General features: G+C 57.2%; 7 protein-coding genes and 2 pseudogenes. 2 read left to right on the top strand and 7 right to left on the bottom strand.

The window, feature by feature from the left end; translation table 11 throughout:
- Together K309_RS37950 and K309_RS44360 are read left to right on the top strand one after the other, a co-directional pair.
- Nucleotides 1-301 (top strand): IS66 family transposase (locus K309_RS37950; protein ID WP_035878614.1); only part of this gene is annotated, 301 nt, incomplete at its 5' end.
- A gap of 53 nt (nt 302-354) precedes the next feature.
- Nucleotides 355-477: a Pycsar system effector family protein gene (locus tag K309_RS44360; RefSeq protein WP_500784385.1), complete on the top strand. Its 123-nt coding sequence runs from the start codon at nt 355-357 to the stop codon at nt 475-477.
- A gap of 180 nt (nt 478-657) precedes the next feature.
- On the opposite strand, the gene K309_RS0130450 is transcribed toward K309_RS44360, so the two are convergent.
- The 7 genes and pseudogenes from K309_RS0130450 to K309_RS43835 all read right to left on the bottom strand — a co-directional run.
- A complete protein-coding gene (locus tag K309_RS0130450) occupies nt 658-1,878 on the bottom strand; it encodes a hypothetical protein (protein ID WP_156914498.1) in 1,221 nt (406 codons plus the stop codon).
- The gene (locus K309_RS0130445; RefSeq protein WP_084402617.1) at nt 1,875-11,114 is read right to left on the bottom strand and encodes an RNaseH domain-containing protein; all 9,240 of its coding nucleotides are present in this window, start codon (nt 11,112-11,114) and stop codon (nt 1,875-1,877) included. Before K309_RS0130445 ends, K309_RS0130450 begins: the two co-directional genes overlap by 4 nt.
- On the bottom strand, nt 11,092-14,457 hold the full coding sequence (locus K309_RS42080; RefSeq protein ID WP_156914497.1) for a hypothetical protein: 3,366 nt from the start codon (nt 14,455-14,457) through the stop codon (nt 11,092-11,094). Before K309_RS42080 ends, K309_RS0130445 begins: the two co-directional genes overlap by 23 nt.
- Nucleotides 14,450-15,559: a restriction endonuclease-related protein gene (locus K309_RS42075; protein ID WP_156914496.1), complete on the bottom strand. Its 1,110-nt coding sequence runs from the start codon at nt 15,557-15,559 to the stop codon at nt 14,450-14,452. Before K309_RS42075 ends, K309_RS42080 begins: the two co-directional genes overlap by 8 nt.
- 749 nt (nt 15,560-16,308) lie before the next feature.
- Nucleotides 16,309-17,013, bottom strand: coding sequence for a dienelactone hydrolase family protein (locus tag K309_RS0130435; protein WP_029049854.1), 705 nt, complete (start codon nt 17,011-17,013; stop codon nt 16,309-16,311).
- A 370-nt stretch (nt 17,014-17,383) separates the two neighbouring features.
- Nucleotides 17,384-17,428: pseudogene (locus K309_RS43840) on the bottom strand (hypothetical protein); the annotation flags it as partial.
- 122 nt (nt 17,429-17,550) lie between these two features.
- Nucleotides 17,551-17,664, bottom strand: a pseudogene (locus K309_RS43835) (PliI family lysozyme inhibitor of I-type lysozyme); the annotation flags it as partial.
- Nucleotides 17,665-17,974 lie beyond the last annotated feature (310 nt).

Raw genomic sequence — 17,974 nt, 5'->3', positions numbered from 1 at the left:
CCATAACCAGTGGCCCAAGCTCGTCCGTTACGTCGAGAACGGCGCCTGGCCGATATCGAACAATGTGATTGAGAATTCGATCAGGCCGTTCACCGTAGGGCGCCGGAACTGGCTCTTCTGTGACACCGTGGCTGGCGCGAACGCAAGCGCGAATCTGTACTCGATCATTGAGACCTGCAAGGCCAATGGCGTCGATACGTACCGCTATCTCGTCGCCTTGTTCAAGGCGCTGCCGCTCGCGAAGACCGCTGACGACTACGAGGCCTTGCTGCCTTGGAATCTCAAGACATCCGCTGTTTAGCCGACCTCGTATCCGGCCGCAAGAGGCGTTGTTAGTCGACCGCTTACGACCAAATTCATCGCAACGCCGAAATCGCACACATCAAGCATCGCTGGGTTCGCCGCGCGATGGGATGGTCGCTCCTTGCGGTGCTGCCCTGGGCCTTAGCGTTAGGGTTGCTCGGCAAGGTGTCGTAGTGACTGGTGAGACCGCTACTAAGATTCTGAATAGCTTCTTGACCCCGACCGCCAGATATCAGATGAAAGGTACAATCACGAGCTGGCGAGCAATTCGCCATCCAGCCCAAAATGCCACGTGGGCTGCGCGATGCATCCGCAGCCCTCGCGTCCTTTGTCGATTTGGCCCAGTGAGGCGCCTTATGCCGTCCGACGTGCAGCGGTAGCCTGTGGAGCTGTCTCTAGCAACGCATCCATCGACGATATCAGATCAAGGACATCGGCCATCAAAGGTGGCCGCAAATGGGCGAGTTCGTCACGGACCTTTTTGGCGCGCTGACAAATCATGAAGGCCAGCTGAGACCGCTCGTCCGGGGGAATCACCAGGCCCCCATAGCGCTCCATCGCCACGATATTGTTGTATTCAACTTGCTCCCGCTCGATCACGAAGATCCTATCGTTCATCTTGCGTGTCAGCTGGCCGCCAGACGCCTCCTGCAGGCTATCCAGGGGTCGACTGAGCACACGCATAACATCGGCACGGCGCTCCTCTAGCCATGGCGTAAGCGCTTTCACGCACGCACGCCAGCACCGTTGCCGCAGCGACGCCTCCATCGCTTGCCGTTTCGGTCCTTCGTGATGGGCGAGGTACCACTCTCGTAAAGGATGTACGAAAGTACGCTCGCCCTCCTTCCGAACGTTGCCGTCCGCCCAGCCGTCCCGGGACCAGCGTAAAGGATCAGCTTCGAGGAGCTGCCCAAGGTTGTTTGGCAAACAATAGATTTCCTCATCGGCCATGCTGATCAATTGCTCTGCGAGTTGTACGTCGTAGCCGGCATACTCACAGATCAATGCCGTTCGCAAAGTGGTACTACCCGGTCCCGAGTTCTCGATGGTTCTAATGCCAACATATGCCTGCATCTCTGCAGGCGAAAGGCCTCCGTCAAATGCAAGGACGTGTGCACCTCCGCTTCTCCCATCCTCTTGTATAGAGCCGTCACGAATGCCAAACAGCAGACGCACATTCCCTGCAGAATCGGGGAGCGCCTTGAAGAATTCCGCAAAATACCGCTCACAACGCTGCGCTGCACGCTCTCCTTTTGGCCGCAACACCACCGCAGCATTCTCACCGGCGATGAACTGCGCCAGTTGCGATGCTGTCAGAACGCCCCGGCCAAACTGAAGTGCGATCTCGGCTTCTAGGTGCGTATCGTCATTCACATTGAGGTTGACCCGCTTCTCAATGTGCGCACGTTCCAGAGCTTCGTTGACTTGATCCCACAGTCCGACCACGTCGCGCTTTGGAAGGCTCAATGCAATGGCACGTGCATCATGGACGCTCGTGGCGAGGCGCCGTACGAAACCACTCGGCCCCGGCAAGCTCCAATACAGCGAGGAAGTAAAGGAAGGGGATTTGCTCATTCTGTCTTCCCCTCGAGCAAGTCGCTATACAACATCGGCACAGTCCACGTGTTGCCAGATTCCTGCAGTAATCCCATCCAGCATAGGAAGCGGAACAGCCCCTCGCTCACGCCGGCGTCCTCGCGCACATCGTCCACCAAGGTCGTATGACGTTCAGCGCCATCGACAGTTGCCAAGAACGTCTCGATCCGACTGCGCTGCTGAGCGTCAACGTGCTCTGGCATTCCAATCTTCGAATAGAACGTCGCGAAATCGGGTGCGAGGTTCCGCCGAGCCAACGCAACAGCGCTCTGTGCCGTGGCAACGGTCAATCGGCTATTGCAAATCCCGACAATTTGATCGCCGAAGCCACAGGTCGCCTCGAGAATGCTCTGTCGCGCATTTGAATTCTCGGCCACCGCAACGTCCTCGTTTAGATGGAAATAGAGCGCGTCGTCGCTCCAGCTACGTATCGGTTCGATCCGCCATCTTCTTCCAGCAATCTTTCCCGCGCCCGGCAACGCACCGTCAGAAATCGCCTGCGCGACCTCAAAGGCCTTATCAGGTAGGGCAAGTAAGGCAAGACGTACGCCGCGCTTCCTACCAGAACGCGGCGTATGCTGCTGATGTTCCCGGTACGCCATCGCTGCATACTCATCAATTTCGCTAAGCTTCCACGAATGCGGGCCCACGGCTACGATCCGTCCCTGGGAGGGGCCGGATATTCTCCGTTCTGCATTCAGGTAGTTTGAGGCAGCCCTCGGATTGGCAAACTTCATCACCTGGTAGATACCCTCTTGCCCGACTCGCCATTCTCCGCCCGACAGCGCCAGGTTGTTAATGCCACTGAGATTATTGCCAACTAGAATCAACAGCTCCTCGTCAGTCGGTTCAACATTCGCTCGCAGCCATGCCGCAGGCATCGGGAATACCGCTTGTTGCTTCTCATGCGACATCTGGAGCCGGCGCTCACCATGACTTCTGGCTTCGGCAGGCTTTTCCCGCGAGAGTTCGTCCAGCTGATACATCACGCGATCACGATCTCCCATTAGCATCGCGATATTCGGGTTTCGAAGAACAAAGCGCGTTCCGACACGCTCGACGACGTTGAGCTTTTGCATCTCGTCAAGCAACGCTTCATAGGTGCCCAGCCCGGTTTTCACAAAATGAGGAAGCTCGTACCCTTCGCAGCTGTCCTTGATTGTTCCGACGGTCATACCGCGATCGCCTCCGTGATCAACGTCGCTGTAGTAGTTATCAGCCAGAATCAGGGCGATGGCCTTATAGCGCTTATCAAGGTTCAAGTTAAGCTCGAACTTGCGCTGCATATCTGCCAGTAGGTCACCGTTGGTCTCGACCGCGTTCAGATCATCACTGGTGATGTAAGTAGGAGGGCATCGCTCTTGTCGCTTGTTGTAGAGGGCGTCAAGCAGCTTATTGCAGTACATCTGGATGAAAGCCGGATAGAAGTTGCACACCGAAAGAATGCGAAGCGGCAAATCTTCCGCTGCACTGTCGAAGTAGAAGCCGAGTGCCGCAAGCGGCCTCGTGATGAGCTGAATACCCCTGCGAATATCATCAGAGCTGCTGAAAGGCTCCAATGCAATGACGTCGGCCTTACCAAGAGCCGAATTCTCCTCCGTCGTCATGCGAGTAATGTTGTGTAGCCCCGCAATCACATATCGCATCGTACAGGCACCTTTGACCCGCTCACAAAGTTGCTGCAATCCTCGTACGAAGCTTGGTGCCTTCGTCGTCAGATGTAATTCCCGTCCCATCAAGGCATCGGCTTCGTCGATCAAGAGGTAGCATGACTTAACCTGTCGGGAGACTACTTCTTTCTCAATCCATTCTTGAACGATTTCCCATCTCGTGATGTCGTCGGACATCTCCCCAACGATGCCACGGGCCACCATCGCCTTATAGACAGTCTTCCAGGCAAAGAGGACGTGATCCTCGACGGTCGAAGCGTTGTCCATCTGAATGAACACGGCTTCATGCCCTGCGCGCAGACGCATCTCTCGGGTAATCTGATCCAGCAGCGAAGTCTTACCTAGCCGCCGGCCACCATAAAGTACGCCGGCGCTGGCGACCGTTCGCAGTTTCTGCAATTCTTTCTGCCGCCCCACAAACATCTCAGGAGGCACGGCAGTGCCGTAGTCTGCATACGGATTCGTCGTGAAAGTCAGAAGTGCGATCTCCATCATGCGACGGAGACGCGTGTCCGGATGAACAGCCATGTAGGCGACCAGATCGTCGTCTACTAACAAGATGGGAGCCTCCCTGCAGATCTTCAGACGTCGCTCTAGCGGAAGCGATAGGTGCGCAAGAATCAGCGTAGGGGTGGAGCCGGCATCGCTGACGAGAGAGCGCAGATCAGCGTCCCGCGGCCTGCCATGCCAATGATAGCCCTGCAGGTGATTGGCGAGCGAGCCAAGCACCGGCGGGATGAACAAGTCGTCGGCGTTCTCGAATGCGAATGTCCTATCAGGCAGTACGAAGTGAGCTCGCGAGGGATTTGCGACATTATCCGGAATCACTGTGGGCGGCTGAGGGATACCCGCCTTCCCCATGAACATCGCCAACGCTTCTTCCGAGGAAGATCTAGCATGGCCCAGATCAATCCAGCACTGAAGGAAGTCTGCCGCATCGGCCCTCCCTTCGGCCGTAAGGCCAGTCAACCACGTGGGGTCAGTTTCTACGGAAGTGCCACGTAGCCGGTCAAGCAAGCCATCCAGGAAAGGTTTGTGGCCGTGAAGCTTCTTCGCACTGGCGACGAACTCCATGTACGCTTGGGGCACGTAGCCGTCATTCGCGGATTGCGGAAGGTAGCCATCGCGTCGCAAGACCGCAAACAAATCATAAGCCGTGTGCAGCCCCGCAGCACTGTTTGACGCCAGCATGCCGCGGATCCGCTCAATGTCCTTGAGCTCGCCGCCGCCTTCTGCTTCGAACGCACTCAGCGTGCGCAGCAATTCTGCCTTTGTTTCGCTAAGCCGATTGTCGAGGACCTGGAGTACGTGGGTTCTGAGTGCTGCTCGGGCATGCGGGAAATCCGGGTAGGCTGAGGGTCCATTCGGCTTGCCGATGTCTGCCTGCTTGGCAGACTCGATTTCAGCGATGATATGCTGCATTCGGTTCGCCTCGTTCTTGTCCAGCGCCGACAGCGCCATGGCATGCACCACACGTTGACGCGCCTCGTGCAGATTGCCTTCTAACTCCGCTCGCGCGCGGCTATAGGACTTTGCTAGGTGCAGATCCGATCCGAAGCCGCCTTGCATGCTCGATTCAATGCTGTAGACGGGAAGAAAGCGCCCCATGTTCACGTGGTTGTGAGCGGCATCTCGTAACGCCGCGAGGAGACCTGCTTCCGAAATCTTGTCGTCAAGATCGAGTATTTCACCTGCCAAGCGGCTCGTTTCTTCGAGCACTTCCAAAGGTTCACATACCGGCGGCACCAAGTCGGACTCGCCATCGCTGCGCCGACGCATCGACGGCATGAACTGATGGTCCATCGGCAGTTGAATTAGAAACAACTGCTGATTGTCTGGCACACCCACCACTGGCCGCCTCTCGTCGTAGAAATGCAGAACAAGGTCCATCATTGTCCGACCGATCAATAGGTATACTGCATCGAGGGGATTTCGTTCGCCCACTGATCGGACTTCTTCGATTGCTGCATTGAGATTCCGATGCAGGGAATCAAAGTACGCTTGCAGAGTCGGGCCGAGCTCGTGCTCCGAGTTGCTACTTTGCTCGATCAAAGACATGTAAGTCTTGATGAATCTCCTGGTCGCAGTGATATTGTCAATCATCCGCGATCGAAACAAGCCGTCGATCTTGCTACGGTCGTTCACCTGTCGTGCCAGGTCATCAAGTATGGCAGTCGGCTTCTCCATCCGCTTCTGGATGAGTGCAAATGATGTCCTAGCGCGTTCGTTGTCGCCATTTGCAATTTGTGCCAGACATTGGCCTATCGGGTTGCGGCTCTTGAGCATCTCTTCATGCATCAATTTGAAACCGCGATGTGTCCAGTTGGAGAAGATGTCCGGATCATTGCCCCAATCGCCGGCACGCTCCTGCATACGGACAATCTCGGACTCGAGCGCGCGCATGGATCCCACCCGTGAGGCTCGAAATTTCTCTCGTGTTAGCGTCAAGCCGTGGGTATCAATATTGCCAATCTGGGTAGCCAGGGCACTAAGTGCGGGACTGCTACCAAATCTTGACTGGACGACATCGAGCACCGACCAACGGCTCCCGGTTCCTGGCCCCTCAAACAACATGGGAACGAGACTGGCACCTAGGATGCCGATCGCGAGTGGTAGGGACTGGCAGACATCGTCGTCAAGCTTCTCCGGGAAGGAAAGAAGCAGGTCGACCAGAGCTTGGTTCGCGCGCGCCTCGGTACTGAATCGGCTTTCGAATACGTCCAACGAACGCAATCCAGCTTCTAGAACCGTGCCATGCACACGAGAAAAATCGCTTGCAAGCATTTGTCCCATGGCTTCGACGTGAACCCGGGCCAGCGCGTACCTACGCTTCTCGACCAAACTAAGTAGTACCTTGCATGTGGCCTCCACATCGACGCTTTGTCCCACGCCTTCGACGGCGTCGTCGTTACGTTGGTGACCATCGATGTGACCATCGACGGACGGGATATCAATATCTTCCAGCGCGGCAACCTGCTCGGCCTTCGCGTCAGCCTCCCTTTCCATCCGATGCACTTCGGCGACCGCGCTTGCAGCGACCGCAGCAATGACTTGTTCTGCCTCAGCCGCGGCCACAGCCTCGGCCGACGGCTCGGACGTGCTCGAGAGAACAACGTCAGCCGGAATGGAAACCCTCTGTGGGCCATTGGCGGCTTCGATGATCTCCCCCTCATTCGGCAAGGAGTTGAGCGAGAAGTCGACCGGCAAGCCTTCCATTGACGGATCGCCTTCCTCTATCGAAATCCGGTCTTGAGCGGCATCTTCAACGCAGAAGACCACGCACTCCTGAATCATCTCTGAGAAGTTCTGGACGCCGTCAGTGAGCACCTGCAACAGTGCAGCCTCCTCGCGGTTGCGCTCAGCACGCTGAACAAGCGTCTTCGCGGGTCGGTCCGATAGTGATCGCAGCGAAGCCTGCGCTTGCAACAGCTCGGAGAAGGTTGCATCAACACGATCCAATGCCGCTTCCGTGGCATCAAGCCCTTCCTGCTGCACCTCGAGAGCCTTGACCGGGCCAACGCCTATTTCGGCTGCGGCGGAAATCCTATTTGCCAGCTCGCTTGCTCGACTGTTTGCGTGCTCGACTCTGCGCTTTATCGTTTCCTGTGCGGCTTGCAACTGCGCGCGTGCTTCCACCGCCTTGTCATGCATACCTCGCAGGGCGCTCACCTTATCTTCGATTTCGCCAATGGCTTCTTCGAAGCCAGCCATTCCGAGCTCGAGAAGATCGACTAGTGCCTTGATTTCTTGCTTGATTGTCATGAAGGGATCGAAAGTTGCTTCGACTAAGCGGATTTCTGCAGGCGGAAAGATCAGCGTGCCGGAAGTCTGGGCCTCCAACGCGCGGTCATCAACCATCGGGGGTGAACTCAAGCGGGGCGATCGAGCGACACGAATAGGTATGAACTGTCGACCGACGTCCTTCTTCTGATCAAGCGCACGCTGACAGGCGTCGGCACAATCAATGTAATACTGCAAGGCTTCCTCGGTCGTCGGCCCAATCTCAGAGATGCGCTGCAGCACTGAGGACGCGAAGCCGTGACCAGGCAGTTGCGTGACAAAGAACACAAGCCAAGCAAGGCTAGTGTCATCTTTCCGTTTCACAATCCATTCTGTAACAGCTTGAATGTCGGTGACCTTGAGTCGAACCGGACGCCGCTCGCCTGCCTGTTCGAAGTAGGACTGAAAGATTTCTCGTACTTTGGGAAAGATGATCTCATTGCTGAAGAGCCACGGCGAATCGACTGTAAAAGCCGCCTGAGGCGTGGTCATTCGCCCTTCGAGCCATGCTTGAATGCCGTCAGTGCCGGGCATCCTTTCAGTGCGTTTTACCCACCCGAAATCTCGCTGCGAACTCCAGAAGCGTTCCAGCGATCGCTTCTTGAGGTCGACAACGCCAAGTAAGCCCTTCTGCCGAGCAAAGACTGGCAAATCGACTCTTACCGTGACGTCGCGTTGAATCATTGCGCCGTAAAGTCTCTGAACTTTCGGTTCCGTATCGGTGTAGAGCACGGGCATCTTCACATGCAGTGCTTTCCCCAGTATGCTTTCCGGGTCCACGTCGACCTTCTGCGCGCTGTGCTCGACATGAGCCGTGCTGTGAACCTTCTCTGATGCACTCACATCGCCTGCATCAGCTTCCTCGCGAGCCTCCTCCAACACAGAGCCGATCACCACCTGGGCTAACAGATTCTCGGGAATCGTCGGGGCGCGCAGGGATGCATCCGGCTCATGGATTTCGGCATCGTTATCGTCGTCTTCGTCAGACGCATGGCGAATGACGAAGTCGTCGATCTTACGTTTGAAAAAGAGCGGTGCGGGCAGCCCGGTCCAGTCGTTGTAGTGAGCATAGCCGAGTCGCAACCCCATCACTGCGATTGCGATATCCGTTGGATGAAGTTCGGTCGGGCAATGCATGACCGTGACTTCCATTGGGGCCGGAATCGACGCGTCTTTTGTCGCTGGCGGGAGGGTGTCCAGCCGAAACATGTTCGCATCGGAGTCCTTCAGCTTACACATTCGCGGCATTGCCCGGTAGCACGATAGCCCACGCTTCGTCTGGGCAGTATTGGAATACCCCATCGCCACGAGAAAATGCCCGTACTGGCTGCCTGTCGGGGAATCGCCTCCAGAGATCTCTACAAGGCTTTTCCCTGTGGTCGGGTATTCTTCGATATAGCTTTCGCCGGTCGCTTCACGAGAACTCCCATTCTTCCAGCCTTCATAGGAGGCGCGAGTCATGCTGCGAAGCGCCAGCGTGTCACTTGTCTTCCGTAGGCGCACGAACGTCATTTTCGGAAACGCCGTCGCAAGGTCAAGTCCGTCGAGCGTAGGGGGTGCCCCCTCCCGAAGATCGGCATCTCGAATACCCGGCCACAGGCCCGCCACAGTTGACCAGTCGATCATCAGGAAAGCTCGTGGATCCTCCTCTCCAATACCTGCAATTACGTCGCGCATCACGTCTTTGAATGACGCTCGCAACCACGGTTCGTCTCCTTGCATCTGGCGTTGACTGCCAAGCCAACGCAAGCCCTCTAAAAGGGGCATCCAGGCGGTGCGCTTTTGGCCACCCCCTGATTTGTAGATGTATTGGACTTCGGTAATACCAGTTTCTGTCACCAGGCGGGTGACGATGATAAAGCTTACGCTCCGCTCACCGCTGAAAGCACGAGCTTTCGAACGCATCGCCTGAACCCCGTAGATCGCCTGCGGGGAAGCTTCTAGAAAGCGGCTTTCGATGAACGGCTTCACCCCAAAAACCAATCCCGAGTGCGCTAAAAAAACATCGAGCAAGGCACTCTGGACCCGGTGTACGAAGCTCTGCTCGCCATCGGTTCCTGCTATGGGAAGGACATGATGTACATTGGCCTTGCCCATCCGGCACATGGTGTGTAGGCCGGCATAGTAGTTGACCTGATCCTCCGCGCGGCGGTTTTCTTGATCTGGCGCACATATCAGGACAAATCGAGGGGCCGCGCGGCTGCCCACAGCCTCCGCAGCGCGTTCCCATGCGGTCACTCGTGCTGAGAATCGCGCACGTGCGGGCGATTGGCTCTCTGGCAAGTTTTCCCTGAGCCCGTGAGTGTTGGGAGGGAGGAGTTCAGGGACCACTTCAACGGCTTCACCAAACAATGCAGCAGCAACCTTCCTGATTAGCTCCTGCTCACGCACAGTGTCACAGAATGACCATAGCACCGGCCTTGCATCGCCGTGCACCATCCTCAACGCGGCAATGTTTTGCTCTCGGTGGAGTGCCAACTTGGTGTTCGGATCGTCAAACGAGTCTTCGTCTGCCTCCTCTTCTGGAATGCTCTCCTCATTCTCAAGTTCGAGCGACAGCCCTGCCACCCCGCCCGTAACGCCAACATCGGCAAGCTTGAGCATCGCGATGCTGGTCTTTCCTCGCCTTCCAGTTACCCGGCAAGGCTTGCTAGGAACGCCCCCATCGAGTAGCCGACCGAGTAAGGTATCAACTTGCTTGAGCAGGTCGACGTCATCTGACTCAAAGACCGTACGCATTGCCAACGAGTCGTAGAGCCTCGATGTCTGTGGTAGACCGACCCACCACTCCGGCATCTCGTCCTCGAACCGTTGTGAGACAGCGTCCGCAAGGCGCTCTGGAACAGCGTCGCCGGATTCCATTCGGATGGCCGCATAGGCATCACCAAACTCCCAGCCGTCCTTCGAACGTTCCACACGGATCGTGGTTGTTGGTCGGCCTGCGCCCAGCACGTAGGCCGACACGGTCCTTGGTGCATTTGGCTTCTTCCCTGGCAGCTTGCTCGCCCATACTCGGCGTGACGCATTGATATTTAGGTACAAATCTGCGCTGTACGGGACAGTGACGACGCCTAGTCGCGCAACCATCGAGAAAAATTCGCCGTTGCTACCCTTCTGCGGTGGCGTCATCAGGTCTAGGGAATTGGCCGTGTAGTCAGGATCGACGACCATTTCGCAGGGTTGCATGCCAGGGAACAGCTTCTGCCCGGCCAGACGTTCAGCCAGTTCGCGAACAATGAGCGAGTAGTCCGGGCCACGTGCATTCTTAAGTGTGCGACTGGCTTGTAGCATCTCGATTGACGTGCCATGGATGCTTTTGCGGATTCGCTCCGCAGCCTCTTCGCATTGATTCTTAGTCGCCCATTGCATCAGAACATCGACACACCAGCGCTTGATGAGCGACACGATCTTGCCGCGCACGCGCTCAAGCTCTTCCGTGTCAAACGGCGGATACATCTCGAGGGCATGCGAACTGCCCCGTGATGGTATCAATCCCAAGTCCCGTTCGAGAGAGATCATGCCGCTCACGCCAGCTGTCAACGCTGCGCGGAGGGAGGCAATCGGCAAATTTAGCTTCTTGTCGCCGTTTGCCACCGCCAGCAAGTCGGCAAGTGCCCTACCCATTTCGCCAACGAACCGAACTTTCGTTGTGACGACATCGCCAGCAAGCCATTCTCGGCTGATACGTCGGCCGACGATTAGTGGATCGCGTACGGTCTTTCCGCGTCGCGTCCAAACGATGTCATTGTCGAACAGATGATTCATCGGAAGTCTCAAGGTTCTCAATACTGCTGAGTGGCATATAAAATGACTGATAGAGGCTCTCGTAGCACTCTCGAATTGACGGATCCTGATGGCTTAAGCATTCTTTGAGAATGGATTGCATCATGACCAGCATGGAGGTCTTTGCGCTATCTGCTGTACCGCGAGCCGATCGAGGTGCCCACGCCGAATCGACAAAGTAAACAAAAGCGGGGCAATCACCTCGCATGGCTCGACCGATGGTCTGCAGGATGATGATCATCTGATCGGCGACAAAAGGTCTGGCATACTCGCCCAAAGCCTGTACGGCCAATGGCAGCCGAAGGAGATACTCGATGGTTGCGGCGGCTTCCCTCTTGGCTTTCCTGAGCGCGTTTAGGGCTTCAGGGGTCGATACAAAGCGCTTTGTGTCGAACACTTCCGACTGGCGGCCCACCAGCCCCTGGATCAGTTGCAAGCTATCCCCACGCGGGTGTGGTCGCGTAAGGAAGAACAGCGAACCAAGCATGGCCTTGTTGAGCCTCGCTCCAAATTGATAGACGATGTTGACGCCTCGCCCAATAGCGTTCATTGGAAAGATCAGGAGATCCCATTCCTGATCTTTGCCGAGGTTCTCGACCTCGGAAGCGGTCAAAGCATTTGAATGTACCGTACCGCTGTGATTGGCGCGCACGAGATATCGAACACGCCTACGCCAAGCCGGGAAGTTGGCGGAAATATGCTCGTAGAGGAGTAGGCACTGCTCATAGCTGTTTACTACAAAGGCCGCCTTCCGGCCGAGACCTTCGACGACATCGTTGCTCCGAAGCGCGGACTCCACTTCGGACAGATTGCCTCCGCGTAGCAGTTGGTCCGCCATCGCCTTAAGCACCCGCTCGCGATCGGAAAGCCGGGACCCACTAAACTTGAGTGAGCGGCTTGCATCCTGGGGATCTGTCAGCGGTAGAAAGCGATACCGAGAAGCCTCCCACCCTTTGCCCGCATTGGGGCGCTGCAGCACGTAGTCCGGGCCGACAGTTACGTGAAAGCTCGGGCTGTCTACGAGCATCGAGGTCGCGCTCGTAAGGAGCACAGCAGGTTCGCTACCAACCTCCCGACCCAAGGCTAGCATGCGATGAAACAACAGCCTCGGCGTGCCGGAGAATGAGACCTGTGCAATGTCGACGTTCCCCTCGTCGCTCACAGTGTAGCGCACACCGCTGAGTCGACCCGCCAAAGACTCAGGGAGAATTGCCAGCTGATCCTTTGAAAGGCGCGATTCAAACACCCCGTCGCTGACGAGTCCCTCCGAATTCATGAGCCGCAAATGGGGTGCGAGACCAAAATGCTGAAGCACCAGAAGCAAGACAGTTGTCAGCAACGAGGTATAGCTGAAAAAAATTTCATCGCTATGTGGCGACTGCAAGGTGGGGATCGACTTTAGGGCTTTGGCTATCTCCCGAATGGCACTTTCATTTCCGTCTCTGTCCCATTTGTCGAGTCCGTCGCGTAATTGCCCATAGATGCCAAGAGTCTCCTCATCACTTATGCCGAGCAAGATTGCCGCCTGAGCCAGATCGCGCTCTTGGGCACCGGCTCCTTCTAGTTCGTCGTCTTCATCCTCAGGAACGGCGTGTCGAAAGGCGACGTGCTTCGCCGCTGCATCCCAGACGCGCTCCAATCCGTTACGGGCATCACGCTGACGCGAATCCTCCTCATCAGAGTCCCCATCATAAGCGTACATATCTGCTATGAGCGACAGCGAGGTCAGCAGCAGATTGGCATTCCGATCCCGGAATTTTCGATCGAGATGCATGATACGAGCGGTAAGCCGCTCCGTGGCACGTCCAAACCGGCCTGTCATTTCAAGCAAGTAGGGAACGGAAAGACCCGCCACAAAAGCATTTCTGCCACGAGCTGCTTTGCCATGCAGGTCGTGGATCAGCGTATCCCAGACGGAGTCAGAGTCGCCGGACAGCTTCGTCGTGGGCGTCCCTCTCGCATCGAGAACACCCTGAGCTCCATCGCATTCGTCCACTACAATTAGATCGAACGTTCGGGCAATAAATTCGAAATGCCGCAAGCGCGTGTCCGTGTATAGCTTCGATACTGAACGGTCCATAGATAGCACGTGACCCGCCCAAACATTTGCGGAGATGAGTGTACGTTCCGAGTACTGGCGGCCACAGACGGACGATAGTGCGCACTGATGTGGGCGTGACACACCTCCGGTCACCGGCCGCTGCATTAGTCCAGTACAAGGCGGGGTCACATGAGGAAACGGCTCTTCTTCTTCGCTTGCATATCCGCCCAGAGCGCAAGTCGTGGCAAAGAAAGGGGCTCCGGCACGAGTCACTCCATATCCGCAACTTTCCGCCGACAATGCAGCGGAAAAGTTCAGGACGTGCCTGTTTCGTGTTGTATCGCCTTGTCCCGAGAGCAGTCCGACGGACACATCGTACAATGCAAGCTTTTCCAGAAAAGCAGTTGCTACCTCGATCGACGGGAAGAGAAAGCAGACGCGCTTGCCTCGCTCAGCCAGGCAAGCGGCCAGCAAATATAGCAACGTTGTCTTCCCCGCTCCTGGCAGGCCAATGAGGTGTTTGACATCGAAAAGATCGAGCCCTTCCGATCGTACGAGTCCGGCCGGGCTCGCTTTCAATAGCACGGCCGTGGCTTCTCCTCTGCAGTCATGCAGGCGGCCGTACCACAGGCGTGCCCCCGCCTCCTGGCGGCCGCGTAGCTCGTCGATATGATCGAATTTCTCTGCCTGGGAAATTAGGTCTGACCATGGAAGAAATCCGGGCGCGCGCCCGACTCTCGCGAGATCGTAGCGCTCCGGAGGTGGAGGTGAGAAGTCCAAAGCCTCTATATAGCCTTCGTAGCGACCGAACTGGCTCTTCACATCGGCCCCATGCGTTGGGTCATGCAGACGTACCGGCGCGGCCACCCGCAAGGGCAGCTCTTCTGTTAGACAGTGGCTCGCTTCGATCACGTCGTCTGGCACGATGCTCGTCCAGCGGGCCCGAAAGGATAAATCGTTGTCGACGATAAATCGAGCCGAAATTTCCCGTGGTCCTCGATCGCTGTGGTGATCCCCGCGCTCCTGTTCGATCCTTGCGTGGTGAGCGCGATAGCTCTCCACCATCAATCGCAACTCACGCAATGTTACCGGTGCAATCCCAGCCAAACGCAGATTGCGCAACGCTCGGCGAAGTTTCGGCTCTAAGGATAAAACGATGGAATCGAAGCCGCTGAGCAAGCTAGGAAAATCTCGCAGGCTGGTGTGGCCGAGAAATTCGCTTGCAACGATGCACAGAAAATTCAGGACGTCTGGCCCGCGGTACGGGCGTAATGGTTCACGCATCGTTACTCAGTTCCCCAAGAGCGTCGCTAAGAGTCAAACAACGAATTGCTCTTGCTGACCCCTCCAAAATGCCCGACACACGTCGTACGTAAGCAGGCACTGACTGCGCCAGCCAGTCAGGAATTACCAGCCATTTTCGTTCGTAAAACGCTAGTCCACCGATACTTCGATTTAGCCTCCAAGCTAGAAGCTCCGGGCTTGTATATGCTTTTAAATCGATTCCAACGTCATTAATTTCTATATCGACACGATCTCGATTTGGATATAGTCTAGGTGTTTTACCGCAGTGAATCAGAGCATCAAATAGGCGAATTTCATCGATTCCAGGCTCAACCCAGTATTGTCTAATGCTATGCGATACGCGAACTAAGTTTTCACGTCCACGGTATTCTTTTACTTCGGTAGGATTCGACATGGAACATGCTGTCGATCTGCATGCAAGCTGGTTAAACCGAAGTCTCATAGCTCCACGACAATGAGCACAAATAGGAATCTTGCCTCTGATCGACCAAAATTCCGGAATAGGTTCATAGAACTGCTGTAGGCAGGCCCATAATGAGGAAGTCAATTCGGCGCCAAAATCGCGTATCTCATCGAGCTTTGCGATTGGGTGGCGAATAACGAATTCGCGAATATTGGTGTAATAGCTGCTAGCAAGTGAGCTTGGCTGTTTGTCGAGAAGGTCAACGAGTTTCTGGAAGAGCATCTCCTCCATCCCCGCAGCAACTGTCGAGAATCCGCTGGCCAGCTCTTCCGCTTCCGCAGTTGGCGAGAGATCTTCGCCATCGATCAGTACGATATCCCCCCAACCCATACTCTCCAGCACGGTCGGGGGTAGCCACTCCTTCATTGGCCGGCAGGACAGGGCAAGCAACTGATGAATTTCAGCGCCGTGGTCCGGCAGGCCGTGCGACAGGCATAGCCGGGAGACGAGAGCCATGGCCTTGCGATCTTCTGACTTTAAGCCGATCAGCGCCCCTGTAACGCGGTCCACACCGCAGACCATTCGGCCCTCGATTAGCGCCTGACGCGCTTGGCGCATGACCAACGCCGCAAGTGCGGTGATAGTCAGCTGAATCCTATCTTTTTGACCCGACTGCATTTAAGGCTTCTCTGGCTCTATTAATGCTTCTTATTACGCGGCAATGATTCCGCCTTCATCTTATTGTCAACGGTTCATTGTATGTCCACGCCGAATGGGAATACTACGCGTCCCACCTTCTCCATAACAACTAGGTTCGCCGCTGCAGTGCGAACGCCTAAACTGTGCAGAGTGTCCGAGCCGATTGCGAGAACTGAGCGCGGACGTCTCCCTCTTATGACATTTATCGGAAGAATTATGTACCCCCGTTGAGGGGGGCGGACAATTGCCCGGCCGAGATTAGCCCTTCCGTGTTGCGGTAGCGGACCGCCGGCAACGGTGGTGAGGGTGGAGGCTTTGAAGCTTTTGACACGTCCAAACGTAGTCGGCCACTACACTTGGATCCAGCGGATCGCGTCCGCCCGCTCAGTCTTTGCTTTCATCGCTGCCGTCACTGCTTGTCCTGCACTGGGCGACCAGCCGGGGGCGGCTGCGTTGCCAGGTAATCAGGGGTCATCGTACTTTCCATGCAAAAAATGGCGGTAGCGGACCGCAGAGCCGCCCGCAGCAAGGTTTCTCGGTGCAATGAATCACGTGCCGACGGTGCATTCATAAGTCCTTGATAGCCAAAAGCTTTCGGGAGGCATACCGCAAAAAAATGCACGCAAAGTACGATGAGCCCTGAAAGCACCGGACGAAGCTAAGTGCGCTCCCAAGAGCGTAGAGAACGGCTTTCCGGAGTCGCCTCGGCCGCAGCCGGCCGGCGGTGATCAGCGCCAGAGGTGGCGCGCGAAGAACGTCAGCGTGCGGTCCCAGGCCACCTGCGCCCAAGCGGCATCGTACTGGGTGCCGGCGATGCGGCCGTCGCCGATGGCGTCCTCGTTGGCAAAGGCATGGTGCGCGAGGTAGCGGTGGAACGTCGCATCGACGCCGCCGGCGCGCAGCTTCTCCTCAAGCTTGTCGAAGCCCTCGGCCGCGAAGAACACGTCCTGCGTGGCCGAGTGGACCAGCACCGCCGCCTTGATATTGGCGGGGTCGATGGCCTCCAGTGGCGGCATGCCGTAGAACGGCACGCCTGCCTTCAACTCGGGGATGGCGTTCAGCGACAGCAGCGTCAGTGCGCCGCCCATGCAGAAGCCGGTGATGCCGATGCTGCCGCTCAGGGTGCCGAGATATTGCACGGCGCCGCGGATGTCCTGCGCCACGGCATCGCCGAAGTTCAGCTTTGACATCAGATGGTGGGCCTCTTCCTGCTCGACCGTGCTGGCGCCGCGGTAGAGGTCGGGCACCAGCGCGGTGTAGCCGGCGCGCGCAAGGCGGTCAGCCACGCCGCGGATCTGGTTGTTCAGGCCCCACCACTCCTGGACCACGATGATGGCCGGCGCACCGTCGGTGACATCCGACTTGGCAAGGTAACCGTTGACCGACTGGCCGTCGGGGCGGGCGAATGAGACGGTTTGACCGATGTGTCGCATGATGGGCTGCTCCTGTCGTTTCCCGTGGACCGGATGGGCCGGATGATAGCGCAAGGGGGAGTGATCCGGAATGCGTGGGCGACGAGCGGCAAGCGGTCAACCCGGCGGCTGCCGGGGCTTCCCGCTCAACCTGCAACTTCGCTGCACCAGCTTCATGGGTATTCCTGGTTGAGGGTCGCCTTGCCGCGTAGTCAGCCCCCCTTTTGGCGTGGTCTCGCCACTGAGGAGACCGCGCCCCGCTGCTCGGCGCGCTACTTGGGCGAGCACGCGCCCCGCCGGCACGCCGCCTTAAGCTCGGCGATCTCATCATGGTGGGTATGGTCTGGACGCGCGTGAGCAGGCGCACGCTGCCGGCGTCGATCCGCAACGCATCCACTTCTAGGTATTTTCCCGAGCCGCCGGTGAGCTTGGAGATAACCAGCGCCTGGGTGCCGTCTCCGGTGATGTCCGCGACTTCACGCGCAGCTTGTCGTCATCCCGAAAGATGGTGCCGTTGCGCGAGAAGACCGCGCCGGCGTCGAAATGCAGGAGCTGCGCATCCTTGAACACGGCGACGCTGTAGCTGCCCATCGAGGCCGCTTCCAGATCGCCCTCGGACAGCACAGCGACCCGCTGGTCCGGCAGCGCGATCGCGACGCCGTCCTTCGCCATCGCGGGCAGGCCCGCGAACCCGATCGAGGCGGCAGCGCAACAGATCAGAGCGCCCTTCTTCACAGAATCCTCCTTCGGCATGGCTCAGGGTCATGCCCGGCATTGCACACGCAGCCGAACGAAGAATCAAGAGGCGCGCGGGCGGGCCGGCGCGCCGTGCGTGCGCGCGGACTCCGGGGCAAGGTCATTCGCATGCTGCCATCGATGCCAAGCCCTCAAATGAACAAGGGCCCCCGAAGGAGCCCTTGTCAGTAACTTTTCTGTTTCGAGGTCAGTTACAACCCAAGGCGGCTGTTAGGCGGCCAATGCG

The organism is Cupriavidus phytohabitans (assembly GCF_000426345.1).
In the GTDB taxonomy this organism is placed as follows: domain Bacteria; phylum Pseudomonadota; class Gammaproteobacteria; order Burkholderiales; family Burkholderiaceae; genus Cupriavidus.
Note: the sequence above shows the minus strand (reverse complement) of the source record. Positions and strands in the feature narration are given on the sequence as shown.

Coding starts and splice junctions, on each gene's coding strand:
- K309_RS0130450 (WP_156914498.1), bottom strand. CDS start 1,878: ATGAGCAAATCCCCTTCCTTTACTTCCTCGCTGTATTGGAGCTTGCCG.
- K309_RS42075 (WP_156914496.1), bottom strand. CDS start 15,559: ATGCAGTCGGGTCAAAAAGATAGGATTCAGCTGACTATCACCGCACTT.
- K309_RS0130435 (WP_029049854.1), bottom strand. CDS start 17,013: ATGCGACACATCGGTCAAACCGTCTCATTCGCCCGCCCCGACGGCCAG.
- K309_RS0130445 (WP_084402617.1), bottom strand. CDS start 11,114: ATGAATCATCTGTTCGACAATGACATCGTTTGGACGCGACGCGGAAAG.
- K309_RS42080 (WP_156914497.1), bottom strand. CDS start 14,457: ATGCGTGAACCATTACGCCCGTACCGCGGGCCAGACGTCCTGAATTTT.